Origin of the sequence: Bartonella sp. CL25QHWL (assembly GCF_042195335.1) — a bacterium.
Taxonomy (GTDB): domain Bacteria; phylum Pseudomonadota; class Alphaproteobacteria; order Rhizobiales; family Rhizobiaceae; genus Bartonella.
Genome location: NZ_JBHIOE010000007.1, coordinates 1 through 24,154 on the forward strand (window position 1 = coordinate 1; position 24,154 = coordinate 24,154).

Consider the following 24,154-nt stretch of genomic DNA (forward strand, 5'->3'; position numbering starts at 1 on the left):
AAATAAGGAGCAAATAAGAACAAATTAGGTAAAATTATATAAACTGTAGAAGGTGGTCTAAAAGGTGGTCTGAAAATGGCTATTTAAAGAAAAAATCTATATATTTCAATATGTTTAAGAAATAAAATGGTGCCCCCAGAGAGACTCGAACTCCCGACCCCCTGATTACAAATCAGGTGCTCTACCAACTGAGCTATAAGGGCGTAACCATGTAGGGATTAGCACAAACTCACAAAAAGGAAAACAGAAAATTATCAAATTTTGTGCATATTAAGTGAAAACTATATAATAAATAAAAATAACTAACTTATTTCCTCTTTTACCACTTTTTACAGCAAGGTTGGCACTATCCTTATGTTGATATCTTATAGAATCTTTTATAAGAATGCACTATTTTGCTATCAAATTACGAATCTGAAGACTTTGATTGATGAGAAAGGTATTTTTCAAGCCAGTGAATATTATAATTACCATCAGCAACATCTTGATTATTAATAAGATCGCGAAAAAGAGGTAGTGTAGTTTTTATCCCATCGACGACAAATTCATCTAAAGCACGCCGTAAACGCATCATACATTCTAAACGGGTACGTCCATGAACAATCAGCTTTCCAATCATGCTATCATAGTAAGGAGGGATACGATAACCTGAATAAGCGCCTGAATCAACACGAATCCCTAAACCTCCAGGTGTATGAAAATGTGTAATGGTTCCAGGTGATGGCGTAAAGTTAATAGGATCTTCTGCATTAATACGGCATTCAATGGCATGACCAGAAAAACAGACTTCATCTTGTGTCACTGAAAGCTTACAGCCTGATGCAATATGGATTTGTTCATGGACTAAATCTATACCTGTAATTGCTTCAGTTACAGGATGTTCTACTTGTAAACGTGTATTCATTTCAATAAAATAAAATTCGCCATTTTCATAAAGAAATTCAATAGTACCAGCTCCACGATATCCAAGTTTGGCACAGGCATTTGCAACAATACTTCCAATTTTTTTCCGTTCTGTTTCATTAAGTGCAGGTGATGTAGCTTCTTCCCATACTTTTTGATGCCGTCGTTGAAGTGAACAATCGCGTTCTCCTAAATGAATAGCATTTCCCGCACCATCACCTATGACTTGAATTTCAATATGACGGGGTTTTTCTAAATATTTTTCTATGTAAACAGCGTCATCACCAAAAGCAGCTTTCGCTTCTGAACGTGTTGTTTTGAGAGCTATAGAAAATTCTTGTTCAGAATGAACAACCTTCATACCACGTCCACCACCACCGGCAGAAGCTTTGATAATAACTGGATAACCAATTTCACGAGCCGTGCGTAAAGCATCTGATTCTTCAGTGACGGCCCCATCTGAACCGGGAACTACAGGAATACCAAGTTTTTGGGCGGTTTTCTTTGCTTCGATTTTATCGCCCATGATTCGGATATGAGTAGCTGTTGGACCGATGAATGTAATATCATGGGCTTCTAGAACATCCGCAAATTTTGCATTTTCAGAAAGAAAGCCATAACCTGGATGAACAGCATCAGCTCCTGTAATTTCACAAGCAGCAATAATTTGCTGAATACTCAAATAAGAATCGCGAGCGGGAGGAGGTCCAATACAAACACTTTCGTCAGCAAGACGAACATGCATTGCATCTGCATCAGCGGTAGAGTGAACAGCCACGGTTTTTATGCCAAGTTCTTTACATGCACGTAAAACGCGAAGAGCAATTTCTCCCCGATTAGCAATGAGGATTTTTCGAATCATGGTTGCCCCTCGCTTTATTCAACAATAATAAGTGGTTCACCAAATTCAACAGGTTGACCATCTTTGACAAGAACAGTGGTTACTGTGCCTGAGCGTGGTGATGAAATTTGATTCATTGTTTTCATGGCTTCAATAATAAGTAATGTCTCCCCTTCAGAAACATTTTGTCCTACTTCTACAAAAGGTTGCGCGCCTGGTGAAGGTGCAAGATAAGCTGTTCCAACCATGGGAGAGGTTATTGTGTTTTTTGATTTATCTTCTTGGATAGATTGTATAGGAGATTCAACTGTTGGAACTGGAGAAGATGTTACAGAAAAAGTAGGAGTAGAAACAGGAGCATAGATTGCTTGCTCAGAAGAAATTAAGGTATTTTGGCGTGAGACACAAATACGAAGCTCCCCTTGTTCAACTTCAATGTTCGTTAAATTTGTATCATTCAAAATTTCAGCAAGATCACGAATAATTTTCGTATCAATTGCGGTTTTTGCCGAATCCATTTTTTTTGTTGTCATTTTATTTCTAACTCCTTGATCAATGAAGATCGTCATTATCTCATTTTATGACCGAATATCTCTAGATTAGGGATGACATCTTTTGAGGCTTTAAAGATTTTTATTTCCTTTAAATTATTATACTTTGCAATTTAAAACTCGTATCTGCTTTACGCAAAATTGCACTTATAAGCCTGTTGTCAAAAAAGAGAAAGCATAAAATTACCTCATTTACAGTATTCTTTCTAAAATGGATCAGGAATTCACTGTGTATTGTCTATCGCTTGTTTTAGAATATCTTGTTTGGCTGCGCCAATGAATATTTTATTACCAATGATGTAAGAAGGTGTTCCCGTAATATGAAGTGTAGAGGCAATTTGAATATTTTCTTTAAAAGCGTTTTGCAGAGTGGGATCTTTTATTGCATTACGTAGTTTTTTTTCATCTGCTCCTAATGAAACAGCTACTTTAATAGCTTTAGCTTCATTTGCACGACCCTGATACATTAAAAGCGTTTTGTGAAACTGAGGATATTTCTCTGGAAATTGTTTTCGAAATGCGTAGGCAACAGTATGGGCTGCCATAGAATCAGAGCTTAAAATTGGTAAATCCTTGATAATAACCTTTAAATCTGGGTATTCTTTTATCAAGTCTTCTATATTTGAATAGGAAATTTTACAATATCCACAGTTGTAATCAAAAAAATTGACAAGCACTCTTTTACCATTTGGGTTTCCCAAAACAGCGTCATGAGGAGAATGAAAAATTTCTTTTTCTAATAAATGAATGACAGAAGTTTGTTTTTGGTTTTCGTATTCATTCTGTTTTTCCAGCTTATCTTGAAGAATAAGCTGCATTTCAATCATAATTTCTGGATGAGTAAGAAGGTACTCTCTGACAATTTGTTGAATATGATGAGAATCAGTATGTGGTATCATTTTTTCTTTAAGCTTAGATAAAAAGCTAGAATCTTCCAAAAGTTGTGTTTTAAGCTTTTCTAAGCTTAAATTATTTGCTGTTTTTGAGTGTGATGTTGCGTTTGATAAAGAAGGTAAAAAGATTAAAATACTCGACATAACTGGGACTAAAATTTTTGAAAGAAGTGTTATTTTCGAGTTTTGAGAGTGATAATTCATCTGTATACCTTCACATTTTCTAGGGTGTCATTGAGTGAACTATATGAAAAGCGCTCTCTATGTGCAATAAGCATTTAGCTATAGTGTGTCTTTAAGAATGAGAAAAAACATCAATTTTTCTCTAAAAAGATTTCATATCGATGAACCTTGGTTTGGCGAGGATTATGTTTTGTAAAAGATAAAAAAAATCTCTTTAATTTGTCAAATGTTGTTTTGATGTATAAGGGTATCAAAAGCTTTTTGTGCGTGTTTATTTTAGGGAAAAGTACGTTGATAATACAATGAAGAACACTTGTATTATTTTTTCCTGTTGCTTTATTGAGTACTGAGAAAAAAATTAAATAATGAAAAGTGAAATTATGAAAACCACAACACATTATGAGCTGTTTATCATTGGGGGAGGGATAAACGGGTGTGGATTGGCAAGAGATGCAGCAGGACGCGGTTTTAAAGTGGGATTGGCTGAAATGAACGATCTTGCATCTGGGACCTCAAGTGCGTCAACAAAGCTTATTCATGGTGGGCTTCGTTATCTTGAACACTATGAGTTCAAACTTGTTCGTGAAGCATTGAAAGAACGCGAGATCATTTTACGCATGGCTCCACATATTGTGCGTCCTTTGCGTTTTCTCCTTCCTTATCATAAAGAATTGCGCCCTGCTTGGATGTTGCGTTTTGGACTTTTTATTTATGATTATTTAGGGAATTGGAATCAGAAATTGTGGCGCAGTAAAACGATTAATTTTTCACAAAAATTTTGCTCTACACTGAAGAAAGAATATCAGAGAGGTTTTGAATATTCTGATGCAAGAGTAGATGATGCGCGTTTAGTTATTGGCAATGCGCGTGATGCAGAAAAGAGGGGAGCTGATATAAAAGTACGAACAGAAGTTCTCTCTTTAAAAAAAGAAGACAATAAATGGCGTATCTTTCTTCAAGACAAGTTAAGTAGCAAAGAATATAGTGTCACAGCTTCTTATGTCGCGAATATGACAGGACCTTGGATTGATCATGTTTTGGCAAGCATATTAGATTGTAAAGAACATCCACCAGTACGGCTTGTTAGAGGTTCTCATATTTTGGTTCCCAAGCTTTATACTCATGATCGTGCTTATATTTTTCAAAATGGTGATGGGCGTATTATATTTGCTATTCCGTATCAAGAAGAGTTTACCTTGCTTGGAACAACAGATTGTAATTATCAAGGAGATCCGGCTGACGTTCATATTACTGATACAGAAATTGATTATATTTGTGCAGCAGCCAGTGAATATTTCATACAACCAGTGTTGCCTGAAACGATTGTCTGGTCTTACTCTGGAGTTCGTCCACTCTATGATGATGGAGCTTCAAAAGCACAAGAAATTACGCGCGATTATGTTTTAAAAGAAATGGGAACAGGAACAACACCAAAGATTCTTAATCTTTATGGTGGAAAGATTACAACTTATCGTAAGTTGGCTGAAGATGCGATGAAATTTGTTGAAAAAGAGCTTGGTAAAAAGGGAGCATCATGGACGGCTAAGGCAGTGCTTCCTGGGGGTGATTTTCCCTATAACAAATTAGATACAATCGAAAATAGGATTGCTCTTTTGATGCCAGATTTAGATGCTTTTACACATCGCAGGCTTGCACGCTCCTACGGTACGGAAGCATTGGTGATCTTTGCACATGGTAAGGCAAATAAAGGAAAAAATTTTGGACATGGGCTTTATGAAGTAGAAGTAAAATGGTTGATGGAAAAAGAATGGGCTAAAGTATGTGAAGATGTGTTATGGCGTCGTTCAAAACTGGGTCTCCTATTTAATGAACAAGAGGTTGATACTCTTTCTTCCTATATGCAAAGCCAACAAGAGATTGAACAACTTTTATGATCATTTCATTTTACAGATTTTATCTGCAATATTGTAAAATATTTTTCTTAAAGAGGTACTGATATCAGTCATAGATATTAAAAAGGCAATGGCTGTCTATACCCTGATTTTAGTTTTTTTTGCAAGAATCATAAAATGGCAAAATTAGATAGAATATTTAGGATGAAATTTGTCTATCTTATAAAGTAAAATTCAAGAATGTTACCAAGAATAACTCATTGAAAAAAAATGATTTATAATTAGATTCATGTGAAATAAGGATTTTTATTCTTTCTTTAGGAGAAGATAAAGATACTTTCTGTAGCATTTATTTGCACAATAAGTTAAAAAAATCTAAAGAAAATTAAATCTATTATAAAAAATTGTATAATGTGTTAGTTTAGCATTTATTATCTTAAATTCTGTGCTAAATCATGTAAGGATGGAGGCTTGATGAGCGTAAGAAGAACTTGTAAATGAGTTTTTTATATTATGGTGAAAATCTTCTTTTTTCATGTTTATATACCTGAACACTAATCTATGAGAAATGCAAAATTGTGTTTTATCATGATTGATTGTAGTAAACCTTGATATCAATTGAAAATAATGAACTGTTATTATACTCATGATAGTATAAGAGAATAAAATTTTCCGTAAACTAAAAGTAAGTATTTTTCTATGTATAAAGAGAGAGCTATAGGGACATGAGAGTAATACCCTCATGATATTTTACAACCTTCCATCGACTATAAAATTTGCAGTAGCACCAATGTTGGACTGGACAGACCGACATTGCAGGTTTTTTTATCGTCTTTTAACGAAAAAAGCTCTCCTTTATACGGAAATGATGGTAGCAGATGCTGTCATTCATGGTGTTCGCGAACAATTGTTGGCTTTTAGCGATAAAGAACGTCCAGTTGCATTACAACTAGGGGGGGCTGATCCGAAAAAGTTAGCAGAAGCTGCACGAATTGCTGAGGATTTTGGCTACAACGAAATAAATCTTAATGTCGGGTGCCCATCAAATCGTGTTCAAGCAGGTGTCTTTGGGGCTTGTTTGATGTTACATCCAGACATTGTGGCAAATGCCGTGGAAGCGATGAAACGAGAGGTTACTATACCTGTAACTGTCAAATGTCGGATTGGAGTGGACGAACAAGATGAAGAGTTAGCGTTAGATCTTTTGGCTAATCAGGTTTGGAATGCTGGATGTGATGCGCTCTGGATACATGCACGCAAGGCATGGCTGCAAGGATTGAGTCCGAAAGAAAACCGTAATATTCCGCCCCTTAATTATGAAAGAGTTTACAAATTAAAACGTAAATATCCCCATAAATTCATTGGGATAAATGGTGGAATTAAATCGATTGATGAGATCAAAGAACACTTAACTTTCTGTGATTCTGTCATGGTTGGTCGCCAAGTTTATCATAATCCAGCTTTGTTAAAACATATTGATTTTGAACTCTATGGTGAGACGCAAAATAATCTGAGTGAGAGTGATCTTATTGAGGTTATGTGTGATTATGCAGCTCGACATATTGCATCGGGGGGGCGGCTTTCTCATGTGACACGTCACATGATTGGTTTATTTCATGGGCGGGGTGGGGCACGTCGATGGAGGCAAATATTATCAAATGATGCGACAAAACCACATGCAGATATATGTATTTTAAAAGAAGCTTTTTATGCTCTCATTTAATAATAGCCTAATAATTAACATATATTAAAGTTGAGATCCTTTGCGTTTGGATGTCTTTGCGATAATTTTGATCTCTTCAATTTTATAAGTTTTTGAAAGTTTATAACTTTTATTATGCATAAGAATTGTTGGAATGTATATATTAAACGGCATGCTGATTATGCCTATTAAATAAAAATAGGTTAAGGGTATCACTGTAAAGGTAATCATAAGATATTAATAACATTTTGAATCTTGCACGTTTGTTATTATTAGGGTTGAAAATAGAATGTAGAAATTATTGCTTTCATAGTATTTAACATTTTTAAAGCACTGTTAAAAAAACAATAAATTATTCATATCCTGTATATATGACGGGATTTTCATAAACATTGTAGATTTTAAAAGGTATCCTTATGACCGCTAGTCCATTTGATGATTTTCGTGCTTTGCTTACAAATTTACCTGTTGCTGATGAGTTTTCTATAATTTTGGCAAAAAAACGGCAAAAAGACTTAACAAAAGAGCAAGGAACATTAGGAAAACTAGGAGATATTGCTGTTTGGTATGCGGGGTGGAGGGGTACAGAAAAACCTATCGTAACGAGACCTTTGGTCGCTATTTTTTCTGGAAATCATGGTATTGTAGAGGAGAATATTACACCATTTCCACAATCTATGACACAAAAAATGGTAGAAAATTTTGCCTCTGGTGGAGCTGCTATCAATCAAATTTGTATTGCTTATGATCTTGGATTAAAAATATTCGATTTAGCATTAGAATATCCAACAATGAATATTACGAAGGATGCCGCAATGGATGAGCGGAGTGCGGCTGCTACAATGGCATTTGGAATGGAATCCATTGCGGGTGGAACAGATCTTTTATGTATTGGAGAAATGGGAATTGGAAACACAGCAATAGCTTCAGCTTTATGCTTAGCATTGTTTGGAGGGGAAGTGGAAGAATGGACAGGAAATGCTATGGAATCAGAAGGTGATTTTTATCAGCGTAAAATTGCAGCGGTTAAGACAGCTATTTCTTTGCACAAGGATTATTTCAATGATCCTTTTGAGATAATGCGTCGCTTAGGAGGACGTGAAATTGCTGCTATGGTTGGTGCTATTTTAGCAGCAAGAATAGAAAAAATACCCGTTATTTTAGATGGTTTTGTGGCAACAGCAGCTGCAGCGGTCCTTTATAAAATGCATCCAAAAGCTCTTGATCATACCCTTGTTGGACATGTTTCTTCTGAGACAGCTCATCGTAAACTTTTAAAAAAAATTGGCAAAGAACCACTTCTAGATTTGGGGATGCGTCTTGGTGAAGGGACAGGAGCAGCTATGGCAGCTGGTATTGTCAAAGCTGCTGTTTTAACACATGCACAAATGGTCGTTTTTCAACAAGAAAGTTTGAATGCCTAAAAGATCATGAGACGGATATAAAAATCTTAAGAGTTTTGTTCATGCGTCTTGTCGTGTAATTTAATATAATTAAGTGGAAGTTCCGTTGTATATTTAATCTGTTCCATTGCGAAAGAAGATGAGACATCACGGATGTCAATTTTAGAAATTAATTTTTTATAAAAAAGATCATAAGCTTCAATGTTGGGCACAACAACACGCAATAAATAGTCAATATCTCCACTCATTCGATAAAATTCAATGACTTCACGGAATTCTTGCACAATTTTTGAAAAACGCTTAAACCATTCATGACTATGTGTGTTTGTGCGAATAGACACAAAAACAGTGACGTGTGCGTTTACTTTTTCAGGAGAAAGAACAGCAACACGACGCTGAATGACGCCATCTTCTTCAAGTTTTTGAATTCTACGCCAGCAAGGAGTGGTCGAAAGTCCCACTTTTTTAGCAATATCAGCAACAGAAAGTGTCGCATTTTCTTGCAAAAGATGTAAAATTTTTCGGTCAAGACGATCCATATTTATTCTCAATATTTTAATTTATAAAAATTTACGCACTAAACAACGCAGATATACAATAAGCTCATCATTAAACCATGGATTTTTCTGTAACCAAGAAGTATTTCGCCATGATGGATGAGGCAAAGGCATAACATTATAGCCTCGAGGTTGGGGAATGGAAAGAATATTTCTCCAATCACCAACAGTTGCAGAAACGGTTTTATATTTTAATTCTGTAATGTGCCACTTTTGCGCATAACTGCCAATAGCAAGAACAAGCTTTATTTGAGGCATCGCTTGAAATATCTTTTCATGCCATATTTCTCGACATTCACGTCTTGGTGGTAAATCAGCTTTATTTTTGTCATAGCCTGGAAAACAAAATCCCATAGGAACAATAGCAAAAAGAGATCTATTATAAAATTCTTCTTTCGTGACACCCAGCCAATTACGCAATTTTTCGCCAGAACGATCATTAAAAGGGATAGAAGTTTCATGGACACGCAACCCTGGTGCTTGGCCTGCAATTGCAATCGAAGCGGTATCGGATAAATAAACGACAGGGTTTGGTTCATGAGGAAGAGGAGGAAAATAATGGGGTTGTTGGACGCAAACACGACAGGAATAGATCTCTTTTTCAAGTTTGATAATTTGGCTACATTGTTTCATTGGTAAATAAAATTAAAAAATATTTTTCTTATTCTGTGCGAGGATTTGCTTTGCGCCATTCTTTTGGTCGTTGAAAACTTGATGCCCATATTCCTTTCTTTTTCTTTCTAGCTTCTTGCTCTTCTTTAGGATATTCATAATAATTTACAGCCCAACCATTATGTACAAGTGTTGCGTTGATATTGCTAACTTGTTTTGTTTTACATGTTGCAAGAATACGGCGATATTTATCTGTTTTTTGCCAGTGACATGTAACAGTTTGATTTTTTAATAGTTTTTCTAAATATTTTTTTGCCTCAAGCCCACAAGGGTAGCGCGCTTCTTTTTTTCCACAAAATTGGTGGAGTTCAGGAGCATCAATTCCAGCTAGTCGAATCTTAATTGAAGAAATCATAATGGTATCGCCATCAATGATTAATGCATTTCCTTCAACAGTGTTTTGAGAAGAAAATTTTTCTTTTTGAGGCAACAGCTGAGTTTTCTTAAAATAAGTTGACATAATGATAAGAATGCTAGCAGCGACAAAAATACTGAAACCGATAACTTTTAGATTAAAGCTTCTTAGATTAAAATGAGAAAAAGATTTTTTCATGAAATAAAGAAACTGCTAACATTATTATAACTCTATTTTAGTATTGTTTATAATTGACCCGAGAAACTTTATTCATATGACGAAACAGTGTTTCGTTTTAATGACAAAATTTTCATTAGATATCACAATAATCAAATACTCATACAGAATATATGTAAGCAACTTAAATAATAAATCAACTTATCCAAATCCGTACAAAACATACAAAGTTTAAAGTAAACTTTTTAAACTTAAGGAAATAAAAAAACACCCCTCAAAAAATAACTTTGAAGAGCAATACTCCAACATTTCTTTTGGAGTATAAAATCTATCAATTTAATAATAATTTTATTTATTTAATTTTTGTTTCTTTAAATTCAACGTGCTTTTTTACAACTGGATCATATTTACGCTTGCTCATTTTATCTGTCATTGTACGGCTGTTTTTCTTTGTTACATAGAAAAAACCAGTATCTGCAGTTGATAAAAGCTTGATCTTAATGGTTGCTGCTTTAGCCATAATGTAAATACCCTATTTATACTGAAAAAATATTATTTCTGTCAAAACTTATTTCCGACATCATCAGATTTTCCGGCAACACTACGGATGTTCTCAAAAAAGTCAAGAGCTGATTAATTTTCTCATAAGTTGGACAAACACCAAAATGACATATAAACCGAAAAAAACAGCCATGGCTATTGAAAAACCAAAGTGTTTAAAGATATCCATGGATTTTCCGATAAAGGTCGGTCCGATGAGCATACCAATTCCATAACAAAAAATAAAAGCAGAATTAGCAGCAGCAAGCTCTTGCCCCTTGAGACGGGCTCCTAAATGTGCAAGACTAATTGTATAAAGGCTCGCTGATACACCACCCAGAAAAAACAAATCAAGCATCAGAATCCATGGATATTGAAGAATCCATGGTACTATAAAAGTTCCTAAAAAACCTAAAATAGCGCAACTCATCAGCGGGTAGCGTCGATCTTTGGCGTAGTCGCTTATAATGCTGATAGGAATTAAGAGGAAAATATTCCCAAGTGCAAGGGTTGCCATAAAATGTGCTGCTTCATTCTCATTATAACCAATGGATAAACTAAAGGGTATTATAAGAGTTAATACGCCCATTTGAATGGCCCCGTAAACAAGGACCGCCATCATTGCACTTGGAACGTGAAAAAGATAACGAAAAAATGGCATATATTGATTTTTTTGAAATTCTGGACTTAATTTCCAAGCGGTAAGAATTGGTATAGTAGCAAGTATAATAAGGCTATATCCAACAGCAAAAGGAATAAATCCTTGTGTTCCCACTTTTGCTAGCAGCGTTAGACCTATTATAAACCCTAATCCTAAGACAATAGCATAAATAGAAAGGATCAAACCGCGTTTTTTTGGGGGAGCATAACTGTTGATCCAAAACTCTGATAGGATAAACATAACTGTCATGCTGAAATGTAATATAAACTTTAAAATAAACCAAATCCATATGGGATCAAAAAAATAGAATCCTAAAAAACTTAAAGATCCTATCGCCATCATAAGCAATATTGTTTGAGCGATTCCTAAGCATAAGGCAATTCGAGACGTAAAAATAGCTGCAATAATTGTGGCGATTCCACCAACTGTTCCACTATAGCCGATTGTACTGTTGGAAAGTCCTTTCTCTGCCATAAGAAGAGAGACAAGTTGTGTTCCCATTGCCAATGCTGTTCCAACAGTGCCAATGGTTGCAATAGCGGCAATAATTGCACGCAAAGAATTATTTTGAGAGTCAAAAGGTTTTTTTTTCATGAGAATGGCTTAAGGTACTCTTGTTTATTTAAACAATGAAAAGATGAGCTGAAATGAAAGGGAGCCAAAACTATCCTTTGCAGTTTCTCTCATTTTCTAAGTATAAAAAACTGCAAGATTTTTATATGGTTATTATAGACTTAACAATAAAATTTATCCTCTTGTATACTAAAGAAAGAAGATTGTACATATAAATATTATATAATATAAGTCATTTCTTAAATTGAATTTATTATTCATATTATATTCAATGAAGGGCAAGAAGCTTAATTTTTTCTTTTCCCATAAAAAGTATACTTTTGTTTTTTTAATTTGTTTTTATGGTAGGATGTCGGTGAAAATTTTATTGGACGAGGTTTTGTTAACAGTTCAAAGCATAAAGCGCCAGCAAAAGGTTGTACCGTTATAAGTTTTACTTCTACAACATCACTGAGCTGATAGCCTTTATGGCTACGCTGTCCTACAAGAACATGTTGTGCTTCATCAAAATGATAATAATCATTTTTAAGTGTAGAAATATGGACAAAACCATCTGTATTGAGTTTATCAAGTGAGATAAAAAGACCTGCTTTTGTAACTCCGGAAATGCGGCCTGTAAAAATACGACCGATTTTATTCGTTAAATAGTGAGCAACAAGCCGATCAATCGTTTCTCTTTCAGCCATCATTGCACGGCGTTCGTATAAAGAAACTTGCGTAGCAATTTCTGCAAGATTTTGTTCTTGTGTATCTGTTAATTGATCATTTCCTAATTTGAGAGCTTTAATGAGTGCTCGATGAATAATGAGATCAGCATAACGACGGATTGGTGATGTAAAATGTGTATAGTTCTGCAAATTCAAACCAAAATGGCCACTATTTTTAGGGTTGTACTCTGCTTGTGATTGTGAACGCAAAATAACTTGATTGACTAGTTCTTGTTGTTGAGTATGAGCGACCTTTTCTAAAATTCTATTAAGGCGCGCTGAGGTAAGTTCGCTTCCGCGGGAGAGTGGTATCCCCAAACTTTGAAGAAAGCTCCGAAGTATTTCTTGCTTAGCAAGAGAAGGTTTTTCATGAATACGATAAATGAGCGGCTGGTGATGTTGTTTTAATGTTTCAGAAGCTGCAATATTAGCTTGTATCATAAACTCTTCAATTAAACGATGCGCTTCTAATTGTGTTTCACTCACAACATCTTTTATGCATCCATTTTGATCAAGAATAATCTTTTTTTCTGCAATTTCTAATTCTAGTGGTTGGCGACGATTTCTCGCAGCTTTAAGGCATGCATAGGCTTCCCATAAGGGGTGCAAAATGCTCTCAAAAAGAGGGGTTATTTTTTCATTTATATTACCTTCAATTGCCAATTGTACTTCTTGATAAGAAAGTTTGGCTCTTACACGAATCATAATACGATGAAAACTATGTTTTCGTTTATTACCGTTTGCATCAAAAATCATACGAACGGCTAAAGCTGGTCTTTCTTTTCCTTCACGAAGAGAACATAAATCATGAGAAAGGCGTTCAGGTAACATTGGCACAACGGTATCGGGAAAATAAACAGAATTTCCACGTTTCAATGCTTCTTTATCTAAAGCGCTTCCTGTTTTGATATAGTAAGAAACATCTGCAATGGCCACAATAATAATCCAACCATCATTATTTGCTGGGTCTTTATCCTTGGTTGCATAAACTGCATCATCATGGTCTTTTGCATCTGGTGGATCAATTGTAATAAAGGGTAATTGTCGCCAATCTTCACGATTATCCATATTGGCAGCTTTGATATGTTTGGCTTGCTCAAGAACACTTTCAGGAAAAATATAAGGAATTCCTTTCGAAAGAAGCGCTATCATTGAGAGTGTTTTCTCACTCTTAATGTGCCCTAAAACATTCTTTATTTTTGCGCTCTTTAATCCGTAACCAGTATTTTTTTTTATTTCGACTTCAACGAGATCACCAATTTGAATCTTCATTTCTGGAGACATTTCAACAATGAGTTCATTGGTTTTGCGGTCTATAGGATCAAGGCGCCATTGATTATTTTCCAATTTTCGTACAATAGCAAATGCGCTTTTGGGAGATACATCAATTTTACGAATAATTCGTCCCGTATAAGGATGGCTTGAGCTTTCAGAATTTTTATTTCGAAAAACTTTTACAAGAATATGATCTCCAACACCAATATTACTTCCTGTTATGTGATGAAAAGAGTGTATTTCAATATTGGGCTTTGGAGAATCTTCCCATTCAAGAGGTTGTGCAATAAAACTTCCATCTTTATCACGTCCGCTAATTTTTACTAAAGAAACAGGGGGTAATTTTCCTTTGTTTATTGCTCTTTTGTGGTGTTTAGATATGAGATTTTGATCCTTTAACTCACGTAACATATCTCTAAGCCAGATACGAGAATCGCCTTTTAAGTTAAAAGCTTTAGCGATTTCTCGTTTACTTGAGTGGTTAGGATTCTCAATTATAAAGGAAAGGATTGCTTCCTTATTGGGAAAAGTTTTCCCCTTGAATGAAGAGAGATATTTTATGTTTTTTTCACCTTTAGCCAAAATTTATGTCTCTTTTATTTTTGCTTTTGTTTTAGAAGAAGCTCTTTTTGAAGTTGTTTTTTTACTCGATGCTTTAGCCGATATAAGTTCTAGTGCCTCTGGAAGTGTTACACTAATGGGATCTTTATCTTTTGGCAATGTTGCATTAATTTTACCCCAATTGACATAAGGACCATAACGCCCGTTGCGCACGGTAATGGTTCCTCCTTCTGGATGCTCTCCTAATGTTGCCAATGCTTCAGGTGTTGTTCTGCTTTGCTTGGTTTTGTTTTCTTGTTGTTCTGCCAATACTGTAACAGCGCGATTGATACCAATATCAAAAACTTCATCTGCATGAAGAAGGCGCGCAGATTTTCCGTTATGGCTAAGATAGGGACCATATCGTCCAATCGTAGCCGTGATTATTTTTCCAGTTTCAGGATGAATGCCAATTTCACGGGGAAGGGATAGTAAAGCCAAGGCTTTATCAAGGGTTACATTTTCTGCCTGCCACTCTTTTGGTAGTCCTGCACGCTTAACTTCTTTGCTTTCACCAAGTTGAATATAGGGTCCAAACCGGCCATTGCGAAGAGAGATATCTTTTCCTGTTTCAGGGTCAATACCAAGTATAACAGGTTCATCATTGCGTACAGCTTCATTATCTTCTCCAGTATCTGTACCAAGTTGGCGTGTGTATTTACATTCGGGATAATTGGAACAGCCAACAAAAGCACCATAACGACCGAGTTTTAATGATAATTGACCATTTTTACAAAGAGGACAGGAACGCACATCACTTCCATCTTCGCGTTCAGGAAAGGCGAGAGGTGCTAATGTTACATTTAAAACATCAAGGACATTGGTTATACGGAGTTCTTGGATATTGCTAATAGATGCATTAAATCCATCCCAAAAATCCCTTAAGACGTCTTTCCAAGAAAGTTTGCCGTCAGATATAAGATCCAGCTTTTCTTCAAGATCTGCTGTGAAACCATATTCTACATAGCGATTAAAGAAATTTTCAAGAAAGGCCGTAACAATACGTCCCTTAGCATCGGGAATAAGCTTTCGTTTATCAATGACAATATATCCACGGTCACACAATGTCGCCAATGTGGAGGCATAAGTCGAAGGACGACCAATTCCTAACTCCTCAAGCTTTTTAATTAATGAAGCTTCAGAATAACGAGAAGGGGGCTCTGTGGTATGTTGTACGGATTCAACTTTTTCTTTTGTAAGTGCTTCACCAGTGTTTATTTGTGGTAAACGTGTTGTTTCATTTTCTTCATTATTTTCTTCGTCTCGTTGATCCGTGTAGACGGAAATAAAGCCATCAAAGCGAATAACAGATCCTGTTGCTCGTAGATTTGCACGGTTTTCTCCTTGCTGTGCTTCAATTTCAACGGTTGTACGTTCAATGTCAGCAGAACGCATTTGGCTGGCAATAGCACGCTTCCATATCAGCTCATAGAGCTTTGCTTGATCGCTATCGAGAAAATTACGGACTTGACTAGGATTGCGTTGAAAATCTGTTGGACGGATCGCTTCGTGTGCTTCTTGTGCATTTTTTGCCTTTGTTGAATAAAAACGTGGTTTTTCAGGAATATAGTCTTTACCGAAAGTTTCATGAATAACTTTTCGTGCTGAATCAATAGCTTCTGGTGCTATTTGCACACCATCGGTACGCATATAAGTAATCAGCCCTGCCGTTTCACCATTAATTTCAATGCCTTCATAAAGCTTTTGGGCAATTTGCATAGTGCGAGAAGCTGAAAATCCTAATTTTGAAGAAGCTGCTTGTTGTAGTGTGGAGGTTGTAAATGGAGGAAAAGGATTTCTCTTTGTAGGTTTTGCTTCAACACTGAGTGTATGATATTGGGCTTGCTCCAACATAAGGCGAATTTGGTCTGCTTGTTCTTGAGATTGAATATCAAGCTTGCCTATTTTTCTTTGATTAAACATTGTCAATCTTGCTTGGAAACTATCATTTCGGATGGTTTTTAACTGTGTTGTAATGGACCAATAATCTTCTTTGATAAAATGTTCTATTTCTGATTCACGATCACAAATAATACGCAAAGCAACCGATTGAACGCGTCCTGCTGAACGGGCACCAGGAAGTTTCCGCCATAAAACAGGTGAAAGTGTAAAACCAACGAGATAATCAAGAGCGCGACGTGCAAGATAAGCATCTACAAGTGATGTATCAATATCACGTGGATTGTTCATAGCATCAAGCACAGACTTTTTGGTGATGGCATTGAAGACAACTCTTTTAATAGGTTTATCTTTTAAAACTTTTTTTTGACGGAGAACATCCAGAATATGCCATGAAATAGCTTCCCCTTCACGATCAGGGTCTGTTGCTAATATAAGGCTATCGGCTTCTTTAACGGCTTTTGCTATTTCATTTAAACGTTTAGCGGCAGCAGAATCTATATCCCATTTCATAGAAAAATCTTGATCCGGTAAAACAGAACCATCTTTTGCAGGCAAATCACGAACATGTCCAAATGATGCGACAACTTTGTATTGAGATCCAAGATATTTATTAATTGTTTTTGCTTTTGCTGGAGATTCAACGATAACGATATTCATAATTTTACCCAAATATTGAAATAAAAATTTTTTTATAAACGCCTTTTACGCGAATAGCTAATGCCAATTGCTTAAGAGCACATAAAAAAATATTAGCCATATAAAAAACATGAATATTGTACAACTTATGATTGTCATTATTAGAATACACCCTATATAGAATTACACGATTTATTTTCCACTGTTATTACAAAAACATACGGCGAAATACTAAGACGTCTATTGAGAGGTAGGAGGGGAAATGCTCAAGGATAGAGGATTATGTTTATAAATCATTTAAAAGTTATCCAATATATTACAGACATGTCAAAGCAAATGAATCAGATGGCGCGTCAGGCGCATAGTCCGCTTTTAGCATTGCTTTTGGATATGGTTGCCAAAGAAGGGCAAAGCATTATTAATAGTGCTGAGGCTCTTGGGGAAGATCAAGATTCGACAATGACACACAACCACCAGAGTGTCGAATAAGCTTTCCAGCAAGGTCGAGTTCTACCAACAAGAGGTAGAGAGCTGGGAGTGAAACACCTGAGTGGATACTAAGTGTGTCTAAATCGATTGGCGTTGTTGAAAGAGCGGAGAGAACTGCTGCGCGTGCTGCATTGTCATCTGCTGAAGAGAGACCGCTGTTTTTTTCATCTGCTAAATTAAAATTCTCCTTTTCAAGTTGTAAAGAGGATGGTTCCTCAAAAAAATTGAGTTGCGAATTTGGAAGCGGTGAAATTAATGGCGTAAGTGTTTCTATAATGTCAGAAGGATGTGTGGTGAGTAGAGCACCGTCTTTGATAAGATTGTTTGTACCAACAGATCTTGGATCAAGTGGAGAACCGGGAATGGCAAAAATTAACCGTCCCATTTCAGCTGCTTGACGTGCGGTAATTAAGGACCCTGAGCGCAGGGCTGCCTCTACAACCAAGAGACCAAGTGATAGAGCTGCAATAATACGGTTTCTTCTTGGAAAATCGATAGCACGCGGCTTCCAAGAAATGGGCATTTCGCTGATGATGGCTCCACCGTTGGCGATAATATCTTCGTGCAACTTTTTATTTTCAGGAGGATAGATATGATCAATTCCTCCAGCCATGACTGCAACAGTTCCTGTTTTTAAACTTGCTTGATGCGCAACGCTATCAATTCCACGAGCGAGACCAGAAATTGTTACAAAGTCTGCTTCTCCGAGAAAACGCGCAAATTGAGCCGTAAGCTTTTTCCCAGCAGCTGAAGCATTTCGAGAACCTATAATTCCAATAGAAGTTTTTTGAAAAATTGAAATATTACCTTTGATAGCAATAAGCGGCGGAGGGGCTTCTGTAACCTTAAGAAAAGCTGGATAGTCTGGTTCGCCCATACCGATGAACCGAATATCTAATCTTTCAGCTTCTTGCATTTCTTTTTCTGCATCTTCTAAGCTTGCTATTTTTATAGATACAGAACCACCACCTTTTCTACTAAGCTCTGGCAGCGCTGCCAGAGCATTTTCTGCTGTTTTATAATGATCAATGAGATTGCGAAAACTAACAGCTCCAATATTTTCACTGCGCAACAACCGTAACCAGCTTAGACGTTGACGATCAGTAAGCAGGATTCCTTTATTTATCTCCGTGTTGCGTACCAATCTTACTTTCTTCCCCAATTAATAATCTACTGATATTTGCAGAATGTTTTATAAACACAAATACGCTCATCACAATCAGCATACAATAGAAATAAGAAGCGGAAAAATAAAAAACAAATATCGGTGTGATCGTAACAGCAATAAGCGCAGATAATGAAGAATAACGCATGAGAAGAAAAATCGCACTCCATACAATAATAAAAATAATTGCTGCGGGCCAATAGATTCCTAAACAGACCCCTAGATAGGTAGCAACACCTTTGCCACCTTTAAATTTAAGCCATACGGGGAAAAGATGTCCTAAGAAAGTAAAAAAACCCGCTAGAGAAACAAGTATACTATTGTCTAGCGGATTACTAAAAAACTTTATAATCAAAACAACGATAGTTCCTTTTAACATATCACAAAGAAGTGTTAGAGCAGCAAGCTTTTTATTTCCTGTTCGTAAAACATTTGTTGCTCCAATATTGCCGGAACCGATTGTTCTTATATCACCAATTTTGAACAATCTCGTAAAAAGAAGACCAAATGGAATCGAGCCAATGAGATAAGATATGAGGAAAATAAACCATGGAGTGGACTGAAAAAATATTTCTGCTTCATTCATTAAGAATCTCATTAAGTTTGTTGATCAAGTTTAAAAACGGATTTCCCTTTCACAAAGGTCTGGAGCACACGTCCTTGAAAACGTGCATTATCAAAAGGGGTATTTTTTGAACGTGAATAGAGCTTCTCTTTCGAAACAACCCATGGTTCTTCAAGATCAACCACAATAAAGTCTGCATGAGCACCTTTTTTGAGTGTTCCTGCATTGAGTCCAAAGAGCTTTGCAGGCGCCGTTGACAAAAGTTCCGTTATCCGTAGAAGAGATAGGCTCTCATCATGATAAAGGCGTAAGGCTGCGCTCAATAAGGTCTCCATACCAATAGCGCCAACTGCCGCGTCATTAAATGGTAAATGTTTTTTGTCGATACTCTGAGGATCATGAGAAGAGACAATAACATCTACAGTCCCATCCTTTATTGCTTCAATCATTGCTATACGGTCTTCTTCTGTACGCAATGGGGGCATTAAGCGAAAAGAGGTGCGATATTCACCAATGTCATTTTCATTGAAAGATAAATGATTAATAGATACACCCGCTGAAATTTTCTCACTGTGTTTTTTACCTAAACGAAATGCATCAGCAGAGAGTGCTGTCGATATTTGAGCGGCATGATAGCGTGTTTGCGTTAATACTGCTAATCGCAGATCTCTTTCAAGTGGAATAACTTCTGCTTCGCGAGGGATGCCAGAAAGACCAAGCCAACTGGCAAGCAGTCCTTCATTCATCACACCTTGCCCTGTAAGATCTTTATCTTGCGTTTCATGCATCAATGGAACATCAAAATCGCGTGCATAAGTCATTGCACGCCGCATAACAGATGAATTTTGAAGTGTTTTTTTGCCTTCACTAAAAGCAACGGCTCCTGCATCTTTGAGCAAACCAAATTCGGTTATTTCTTGTCCGTTGAAACCTTGTGTGATTGAAGCAACGGGATAAATATTGACCAATGAGATTTCCTGTGCTGTATGCGTAATAAATTTAATCAGAGCAATATTATCAATAACTGGATGCGTGTTTGGCATCATAAGAAAGGAAGTAATACCACCTGCTGCGGCCGCTTGACTTGCTGATGCAATTGTTTCACAATGCTCATTCCCTAATTCTCCAACAAAAACGCGCGCATCAACGAGTCCAGGGAGAATTGCTTTGTTTTGTGCGTTAATAACTTCTGCTTCTTCAGGGAATCCCTGATTCAGAGCTTCTTTTCCAGCGGCTATAATTCGTCCATTTTCAACAATAACTGTACCAATTTCATCGATTGTGCGCGAAGGATCAATAATACGAGCATTTTGAAAAACAATTGGTTTTATCATTTTTTTTCTCCACTGATCTTTGCGCGTGAATCTAATAAAGCCTCCATGACAGCCATACGCACTGCAATTCCCATTTCTACTTGTGTATGAATCATACTTTGTGGTCCATCTGCTATGTCGGATGCAATCTCTACACCACGGTTTAATGGGCCAGGATGCAGAATAATAGAATCATTTTTGGCATAGGCTAAATTTTCTTTATGTAAGCCAAAATAATGGAAATATTCACGCGTAGAGGGAATAAAAGAGCCTGTCATCCGTTCATGCTGTAAGCGCAACATCATGATAACGTCAGCATTTTTAAGACCTTCTTTCATCGTGTTAAAAACCTCAACACTCATATGAGCGATTTCTGCGGGTAAGAGTGTTGAGGGAGCAACAGCACGAACACGAGCACCCAAAGCATTAAGACACAAGATATTGGAACGGGCAACACGTGAGTGTAAGATATCTCCGCAAATCGCAACAGTTAATCCTTCAATACGACCTTTTGCCCTTTTAATGGTTAGAGCATCTAATAAAGCTTGGGTTGGATGTTCATGAGCACCATCACCTGCATTAATAACACAACAATCAACTTTTTGCGCTAATAAAGCTGCCGCTCCTGCACTGTTATGGCGAAAAACCAGTATATCTGGCTTCATTGCATTGAGAGTTGTAGCTGTATCAAGTAATGTTTCTCCCTTTTTTACAGATGAGTTGCCGATCGCAAGACTCATCACATGTGCACCTAGCCTTTTACCCGCTAATTCAAAAGAAGATTGTGTTCGCGTAGAGGCTTCAAAAAAGAGATTAATTTGAGTCCGTCCATGCAAAGTAGATTTTATTTTATCAATTTTGTTAGAAAGGATAACATTTGCTTCTGCACGATCAAGCAATGTATTAAGATCTTGTACACTCAGATCTTTAATAGCTAAAAGATGTTGATGAGGGAAAAGTGGAAAAAAATTATCTTGAATCATAGCATTCTTCTTTATCTCTCTCTAAACAGGTTAAACAAGCATTTGTTTGAATATGATAAATGTTTCTTAACTCTAAAAAGACAAATAGTCTATGATATGAATGATTTGAATGTAGGAATATACCTATGAGTGCTGTATCTGCGCAAAATACTCGTCGAAAAAATACATTTCTTAGCGATACGCTTATGTTTCGTATTGCTTCTACTTTGCCTAAGTTTTTGTTAGCAAGTTTTGAAGAAATAGGGGATTTTGCCGCGAGTCGAGAAGCATGGAAACTTTCTTGCTTAGCGAATCGTTATAAGCCTTTATTATGCTATAATGATGAATGGGGGCAACCAACGGAAAAATTAGAGATCCATTCTTCCTATCAAGCTCTTCAACAATATTCTAGACAAGCAGGTTTGGTTACCTCACTTTGGGAAAATGCGAGTTCAGAAAATGGAGTACGCTATCAAGCGCGTGCGATTCGTTTAGCTTTATCTGCTGGTTTAGAAACAGGACATTTGAATGAAGTTATCATAACGAGTGCAGCTATTGCTGTTTTAATTAGTGATATTGAGCTCTTCAAAAAATGGCAAAATGTACTTTTATCACGCCAATATGATTCTTCATCAAAGCCTATTCATCATAAAAAGGCTGCTTCTCTAACTTGTGCATTTGACGATATTGAAAAATACGCTTTCAATTTTCCAAGTGTTAAGAAAATTTCTTTCGATGAAAGTATGGAACGTGATCTATATCGTTTAAATGTTGTAAAAACCAATGTTATTAATCCTACCGCTGACGGATATCTTGTTAGTGCAGATTTAAATGGTCATTTAAGTTGTTTTTTTATTCCACGCATACAAGAAAATGGCGCATTAAATGGATCTATATCGATTCGTCATTTAATTCAGCGTTCTGGAGAACTTTTAACACCAGAGGGGGTTGTCGATTTCCAAGGCAGTTATGGCTGGCTTTTGGGAAATGCTGGAGAAGGGCTTAAAGTTATTAAAGATATCGAGACGATGATGCGTTTCGATCAATCTGTCATATCGGCAGGTGTTTTACGAGCGGCTCTTCAATTTGGTATAGATTTTTTCCGGAAAAAAATGCCCAATCAGCCGTTACCTCCACTGACAGAACGTATTTTTGCAGATATTGCATTAGATATAGCTGCCTCACAAGCATTGGTTTTGCGTTTAGCGAGAGCATTTGACAATGCAGCAAATGACCGTTCTGAAGCAGCTTTTGCCCGTATTATGACACCTATTATTGCTTATCATGTAAGTCAATTGGTTGTGCCTATTATTGGTGAAATTATTGCACAACTTGGTATTGAAAGTTTTATAGAGAATAATCCATTATCACAAATGTTGCATAATGGGCCTGCGCGAATTGTGAGAAATAGTTCTGCTAATCAATTGGTAAAGGATGCCATTCTTATTGCTGAAAAAGCACCGGGATTGTTTCAGAAATTGTTGGAAAAAATTGCTCTTGATATTGGGCCAGCGGGACCCCGAGCAATTGAAATCATTAAGTCAGCAGGTGATATGGCATCAGCAAATGAAGGTGCAGGAAGGTTTTTTGTTGAACAGGTAGCTTATGCAGCAGCAGCAGCAGCATTACGTTCTACAGACATAGAACATGTTGCAAATGCCTATATGGAAAGCCGCCTTGGGGGACAATGGAGATCTTCTTACGGGATGCTCATCGCACGATATAATGCAGGGCATTTGCTCAATGTCCTCTATCCTTCCATATGATGAAAGTGTTGAATTCTATTGAGAGCACCTTGCAATATAAAAGCGGCGGCTGCCGAATCAATACGGCTTGCTCTTTTAGCGCGCGATACATTCATTTCTAAAAGAGACCGTTCCGCAGCAATTGTTGATAAACGTTCGTCCCAAAAAACAAATGGAATTTTTGTATAAGCTTTCATATTGCTCACAAAAGCTCTGGTTGCTTGAACACGAGAGCCACTACTTCCATTCATGTTAAGAGGTAAGCCAATGATAATAACGCCTACATTTTCACGGTCAAAAATTTTAATAAGTGTGTAAGCATCTTCTGTAAATTTTTTTCGCTGTAGTACAGGACGCGGATTTGAGACAGTCAGCCCCATATCAGAAATGGCAATTCCGATAGTTTTTGTCCCTAAATCTAAGCCTGCTATTGTTTGTCTAGGCAAAAGATGTGTTATAACTTCATCTATATTAATAACAGTCATAAGGGGATAATACGTTTTTTAATGTTTCAGATCTATAGTTATATTCTTTATTCATGTTATCTAATATTCTTGCACTTACAAGTGCAGCCTTGTATAGCCAGAATAAAGATCAATAAATAAACAAAAAAGCAGAAAGGCGCAAAGAGTATGTCTGTTGATCAAGAGACAGTCAAGCGGATAGCACATTTAGCAAGGATTGCCCTCCACGATGATGAGATAGAACCTGTGACAAAAAAATTCAATGCTATTTTAGGTTTTGTAGAACAATTGAATGAAGTTGATGTCAGTGGAATTGAGCCATTAACATCTGTGATGCCAATGACTCTACGAATGCGTGAAGATAGTGTTACAGATGGTGATAAAGCAGCAGATATTGTAGCCAATGCTCCTGTTACAGAAGAAAATTTTTTTCTTGTCTCAAAAATTGTTGAGTAATTTTTTATATT

21 protein-coding genes and 1 tRNA gene are annotated in these 24,154 nt (G+C 36.5%); 6 read left to right on the forward strand and 16 right to left on the reverse strand.

All coding sequences use genetic code 11. The annotated features are described in order from the left end of the window. Positions 1–127 precede the first annotated feature (127 nt). The 4 genes from ACFILY_RS05120 to ACFILY_RS05135 form a co-directional block, all read right to left on the reverse strand. Positions 128–203 (reverse strand) — tRNA-Thr (locus tag ACFILY_RS05120). Positions 204–406: 203 nt separating this feature from the next. Further along, complete coding sequence (accC, locus tag ACFILY_RS05125) at positions 407–1,765, reverse strand: acetyl-CoA carboxylase biotin carboxylase subunit (RefSeq protein WP_273791007.1); 1,359 nt, start codon at positions 1,763–1,765, stop codon at positions 407–409. A gap of 14 nt (positions 1,766–1,779) precedes the next feature. Continuing rightward, positions 1,780–2,277 (reverse strand): acetyl-CoA carboxylase biotin carboxyl carrier protein, encoded by a 498-nt coding sequence (accB, locus tag ACFILY_RS05130; protein WP_375631109.1) that lies wholly within the window; start codon positions 2,275–2,277, stop codon positions 1,780–1,782. A 242-nt stretch (positions 2,278–2,519) separates the two neighbouring features. Further along, a complete protein-coding gene (locus ACFILY_RS05135) occupies positions 2,520–3,392 on the reverse strand; it encodes a DsbA family protein (RefSeq protein ID WP_273791009.1) in 873 nt (290 codons plus the stop codon). Between the two features lie 344 nt (positions 3,393–3,736). On the opposite strand from ACFILY_RS05135, the gene glpD reads away from it, so the two are divergent. From glpD to cobT, 3 genes are all read left to right on the forward strand, one after another. Continuing rightward, the gene (gene glpD, locus ACFILY_RS05140) at positions 3,737–5,266 is read left to right on the forward strand and encodes a glycerol-3-phosphate dehydrogenase (RefSeq protein WP_273791010.1); all 1,530 of its coding nucleotides are present in this window, start codon (positions 3,737–3,739) and stop codon (positions 5,264–5,266) included. Between the two features lie 700 nt (positions 5,267–5,966). Beyond that, complete coding sequence (dusA, locus tag ACFILY_RS05145; protein ID WP_375637611.1) at positions 5,967–6,947, forward strand: tRNA dihydrouridine(20/20a) synthase DusA; 981 nt, start codon at positions 5,967–5,969, stop codon at positions 6,945–6,947. 395 nt (positions 6,948–7,342) lie between these two features. Continuing rightward, a complete protein-coding gene (cobT, locus tag ACFILY_RS05150; RefSeq protein ID WP_375637612.1) occupies positions 7,343–8,350 on the forward strand; it encodes a nicotinate-nucleotide--dimethylbenzimidazole phosphoribosyltransferase in 1,008 nt (335 codons plus the stop codon). Positions 8,351–8,376: 26 nt separating this feature from the next. Here cobT and ACFILY_RS05155 read toward each other — a convergent pair whose 3' ends face one another. From ACFILY_RS05155 to topA, 7 genes are all read right to left on the reverse strand, one after another. Next, positions 8,377–8,868, reverse strand: coding sequence for an Lrp/AsnC family transcriptional regulator (locus ACFILY_RS05155; protein ID WP_015856433.1), 492 nt, complete (start codon positions 8,866–8,868; stop codon positions 8,377–8,379). Between the two features lie 21 nt (positions 8,869–8,889). Next, positions 8,890–9,519: a uracil-DNA glycosylase family protein gene (locus ACFILY_RS05160; RefSeq protein ID WP_375637613.1), complete on the reverse strand. Its 630-nt coding sequence runs from the start codon at positions 9,517–9,519 to the stop codon at positions 8,890–8,892. 28 nt (positions 9,520–9,547) lie between these two features. Beyond that, positions 9,548–10,111, reverse strand: coding sequence for a thermonuclease family protein (locus tag ACFILY_RS05165; protein WP_375611942.1), 564 nt, complete (start codon positions 10,109–10,111; stop codon positions 9,548–9,550). A 331-nt stretch (positions 10,112–10,442) separates the two neighbouring features. Further along, complete coding sequence (gene rpmG, locus ACFILY_RS05170; protein ID WP_004864083.1) at positions 10,443–10,610, reverse strand: 50S ribosomal protein L33; 168 nt, start codon at positions 10,608–10,610, stop codon at positions 10,443–10,445. 102 nt (positions 10,611–10,712) lie between these two features. Next, positions 10,713–11,885: an MFS transporter gene (locus ACFILY_RS05175; RefSeq protein ID WP_375637614.1), complete on the reverse strand. Its 1,173-nt coding sequence runs from the start codon at positions 11,883–11,885 to the stop codon at positions 10,713–10,715. 266 nt (positions 11,886–12,151) lie between these two features. Beyond that, positions 12,152–14,428 (reverse strand): ribonuclease R, encoded by a 2,277-nt coding sequence (gene rnr / locus ACFILY_RS05180; RefSeq protein WP_375631115.1) that lies wholly within the window; start codon positions 14,426–14,428, stop codon positions 12,152–12,154. A 3-nt stretch (positions 14,429–14,431) separates the two neighbouring features. Then, entirely contained in the window at positions 14,432–17,005 is a 2,574-nt protein-coding gene (gene topA, locus ACFILY_RS05185) for a type I DNA topoisomerase (RefSeq protein ID WP_273791017.1), read from the reverse strand. A gap of 261 nt (positions 17,006–17,266) precedes the next feature. Here topA and ACFILY_RS05190 point away from each other — a divergent pair, with 261 nt between their 5' ends. After that, entirely contained in the window at positions 17,267–17,473 is a 207-nt protein-coding gene (locus ACFILY_RS05190) for a hypothetical protein (RefSeq protein WP_005773510.1), read from the forward strand. Here the strand turns inward: ACFILY_RS05190 and dprA are convergent. From dprA to ACFILY_RS05210, 4 genes are read right to left on the reverse strand one after another with little or no spacing between them, the layout of a single operon-like run. Then, positions 17,403–18,635 (reverse strand): DNA-processing protein DprA, encoded by a 1,233-nt coding sequence (gene dprA, locus ACFILY_RS05195; RefSeq protein ID WP_375637615.1) that lies wholly within the window; start codon positions 18,633–18,635, stop codon positions 17,403–17,405. The two genes, ACFILY_RS05190 and dprA, sit on opposite strands and share 71 nt — an antisense overlap. Then, positions 18,592–19,224 (reverse strand): glycerol-3-phosphate 1-O-acyltransferase PlsY, encoded by a 633-nt coding sequence (plsY, locus tag ACFILY_RS05200; protein ID WP_273791019.1) that lies wholly within the window; start codon positions 19,222–19,224, stop codon positions 18,592–18,594. The genes dprA and plsY overlap by 44 nt, the downstream gene beginning before the upstream one ends. A gap of 11 nt (positions 19,225–19,235) precedes the next feature. After that, positions 19,236–20,537, reverse strand: coding sequence for a dihydroorotase (locus ACFILY_RS05205; protein ID WP_375637616.1), 1,302 nt, complete (start codon positions 20,535–20,537; stop codon positions 19,236–19,238). Continuing rightward, complete coding sequence (locus tag ACFILY_RS05210) at positions 20,534–21,499, reverse strand: aspartate carbamoyltransferase catalytic subunit (protein ID WP_375631119.1); 966 nt, start codon at positions 21,497–21,499, stop codon at positions 20,534–20,536. Before ACFILY_RS05210 ends, ACFILY_RS05205 begins: the two co-directional genes overlap by 4 nt. Before the next feature lie 125 nt (positions 21,500–21,624). Between ACFILY_RS05210 and ACFILY_RS05215 the strand changes: the two genes are divergently transcribed. Continuing rightward, complete coding sequence (locus tag ACFILY_RS05215; RefSeq protein WP_375631120.1) at positions 21,625–23,244, forward strand: acyl-CoA dehydrogenase family protein; 1,620 nt, start codon at positions 21,625–21,627, stop codon at positions 23,242–23,244. Here the strand turns inward: ACFILY_RS05215 and ruvX are convergent. Further along, positions 23,229–23,708 (reverse strand): Holliday junction resolvase RuvX, encoded by a 480-nt coding sequence (gene ruvX / locus ACFILY_RS05220; RefSeq protein WP_273791023.1) that lies wholly within the window; start codon positions 23,706–23,708, stop codon positions 23,229–23,231. The two genes, ACFILY_RS05215 and ruvX, sit on opposite strands and share 16 nt — an antisense overlap. Before the next feature lie 147 nt (positions 23,709–23,855). Here ruvX and gatC point away from each other — a divergent pair, with 147 nt between their 5' ends. After that, positions 23,856–24,143, forward strand: a complete 288-nt coding sequence (gene gatC, locus ACFILY_RS05225; RefSeq protein WP_273791024.1) for an Asp-tRNA(Asn)/Glu-tRNA(Gln) amidotransferase subunit GatC — start codon at positions 23,856–23,858, stop codon at positions 24,141–24,143. Positions 24,144–24,154 lie beyond the last annotated feature (11 nt).

Bases quoted from the DNA above. Each gene is read 5' to 3' on its own strand.
- accC (WP_273791007.1), bottom strand. From the start codon at position 1,765: ATGATTCGAAAAATCCTCATTGCTAATCGGGGAGAAATTGCTCTTCGC.
- ACFILY_RS05190 (WP_005773510.1), top strand. From the start codon at position 17,267: ATGTTTATAAATCATTTAAAAGTTATCCAATATATTACAGACATGTCA.
- ACFILY_RS05165 (WP_375611942.1), bottom strand. From the start codon at position 10,111: ATGAAAAAATCTTTTTCTCATTTTAATCTAAGAAGCTTTAATCTAAAA.
- gatC (WP_273791024.1), top strand. From the start codon at position 23,856: ATGTCTGTTGATCAAGAGACAGTCAAGCGGATAGCACATTTAGCAAGG.
- ACFILY_RS05205 (WP_375637616.1), bottom strand. From the start codon at position 20,537: ATGATAAAACCAATTGTTTTTCAAAATGCTCGTATTATTGATCCTTCG.
- accB (WP_375631109.1), bottom strand. From the start codon at position 2,277: ATGACAACAAAAAAAATGGATTCGGCAAAAACCGCAATTGATACGAAA.
- topA (WP_273791017.1), bottom strand. From the start codon at position 17,005: ATGAATATCGTTATCGTTGAATCTCCAGCAAAAGCAAAAACAATTAAT.
- ACFILY_RS05175 (WP_375637614.1), bottom strand. From the start codon at position 11,885: ATGAAAAAAAAACCTTTTGACTCTCAAAATAATTCTTTGCGTGCAATT.
- ruvX (WP_273791023.1), bottom strand. From the start codon at position 23,708: ATGACTGTTATTAATATAGATGAAGTTATAACACATCTTTTGCCTAGA.
- dusA (WP_375637611.1), top strand. From the start codon at position 5,967: ATGATATTTTACAACCTTCCATCGACTATAAAATTTGCAGTAGCACCA.
- ACFILY_RS05160 (WP_375637613.1), bottom strand. From the start codon at position 9,519: ATGAAACAATGTAGCCAAATTATCAAACTTGAAAAAGAGATCTATTCC.
- ACFILY_RS05155 (WP_015856433.1), bottom strand. From the start codon at position 8,868: ATGGATCGTCTTGACCGAAAAATTTTACATCTTTTGCAAGAAAATGCG.
- glpD (WP_273791010.1), top strand. From the start codon at position 3,737: ATGAAAAGTGAAATTATGAAAACCACAACACATTATGAGCTGTTTATC.
- ACFILY_RS05135 (WP_273791009.1), bottom strand. From the start codon at position 3,392: ATGAATTATCACTCTCAAAACTCGAAAATAACACTTCTTTCAAAAATT.
- plsY (WP_273791019.1), bottom strand. From the start codon at position 19,224: ATGAATGAAGCAGAAATATTTTTTCAGTCCACTCCATGGTTTATTTTC.
- rpmG (WP_004864083.1), bottom strand. From the start codon at position 10,610: ATGGCTAAAGCAGCAACCATTAAGATCAAGCTTTTATCAACTGCAGAT.
- cobT (WP_375637612.1), top strand. From the start codon at position 7,343: ATGACCGCTAGTCCATTTGATGATTTTCGTGCTTTGCTTACAAATTTA.
- ACFILY_RS05215 (WP_375631120.1), top strand. From the start codon at position 21,625: ATGAGTGCTGTATCTGCGCAAAATACTCGTCGAAAAAATACATTTCTT.
- ACFILY_RS05210 (WP_375631119.1), bottom strand. From the start codon at position 21,499: ATGATTCAAGATAATTTTTTTCCACTTTTCCCTCATCAACATCTTTTA.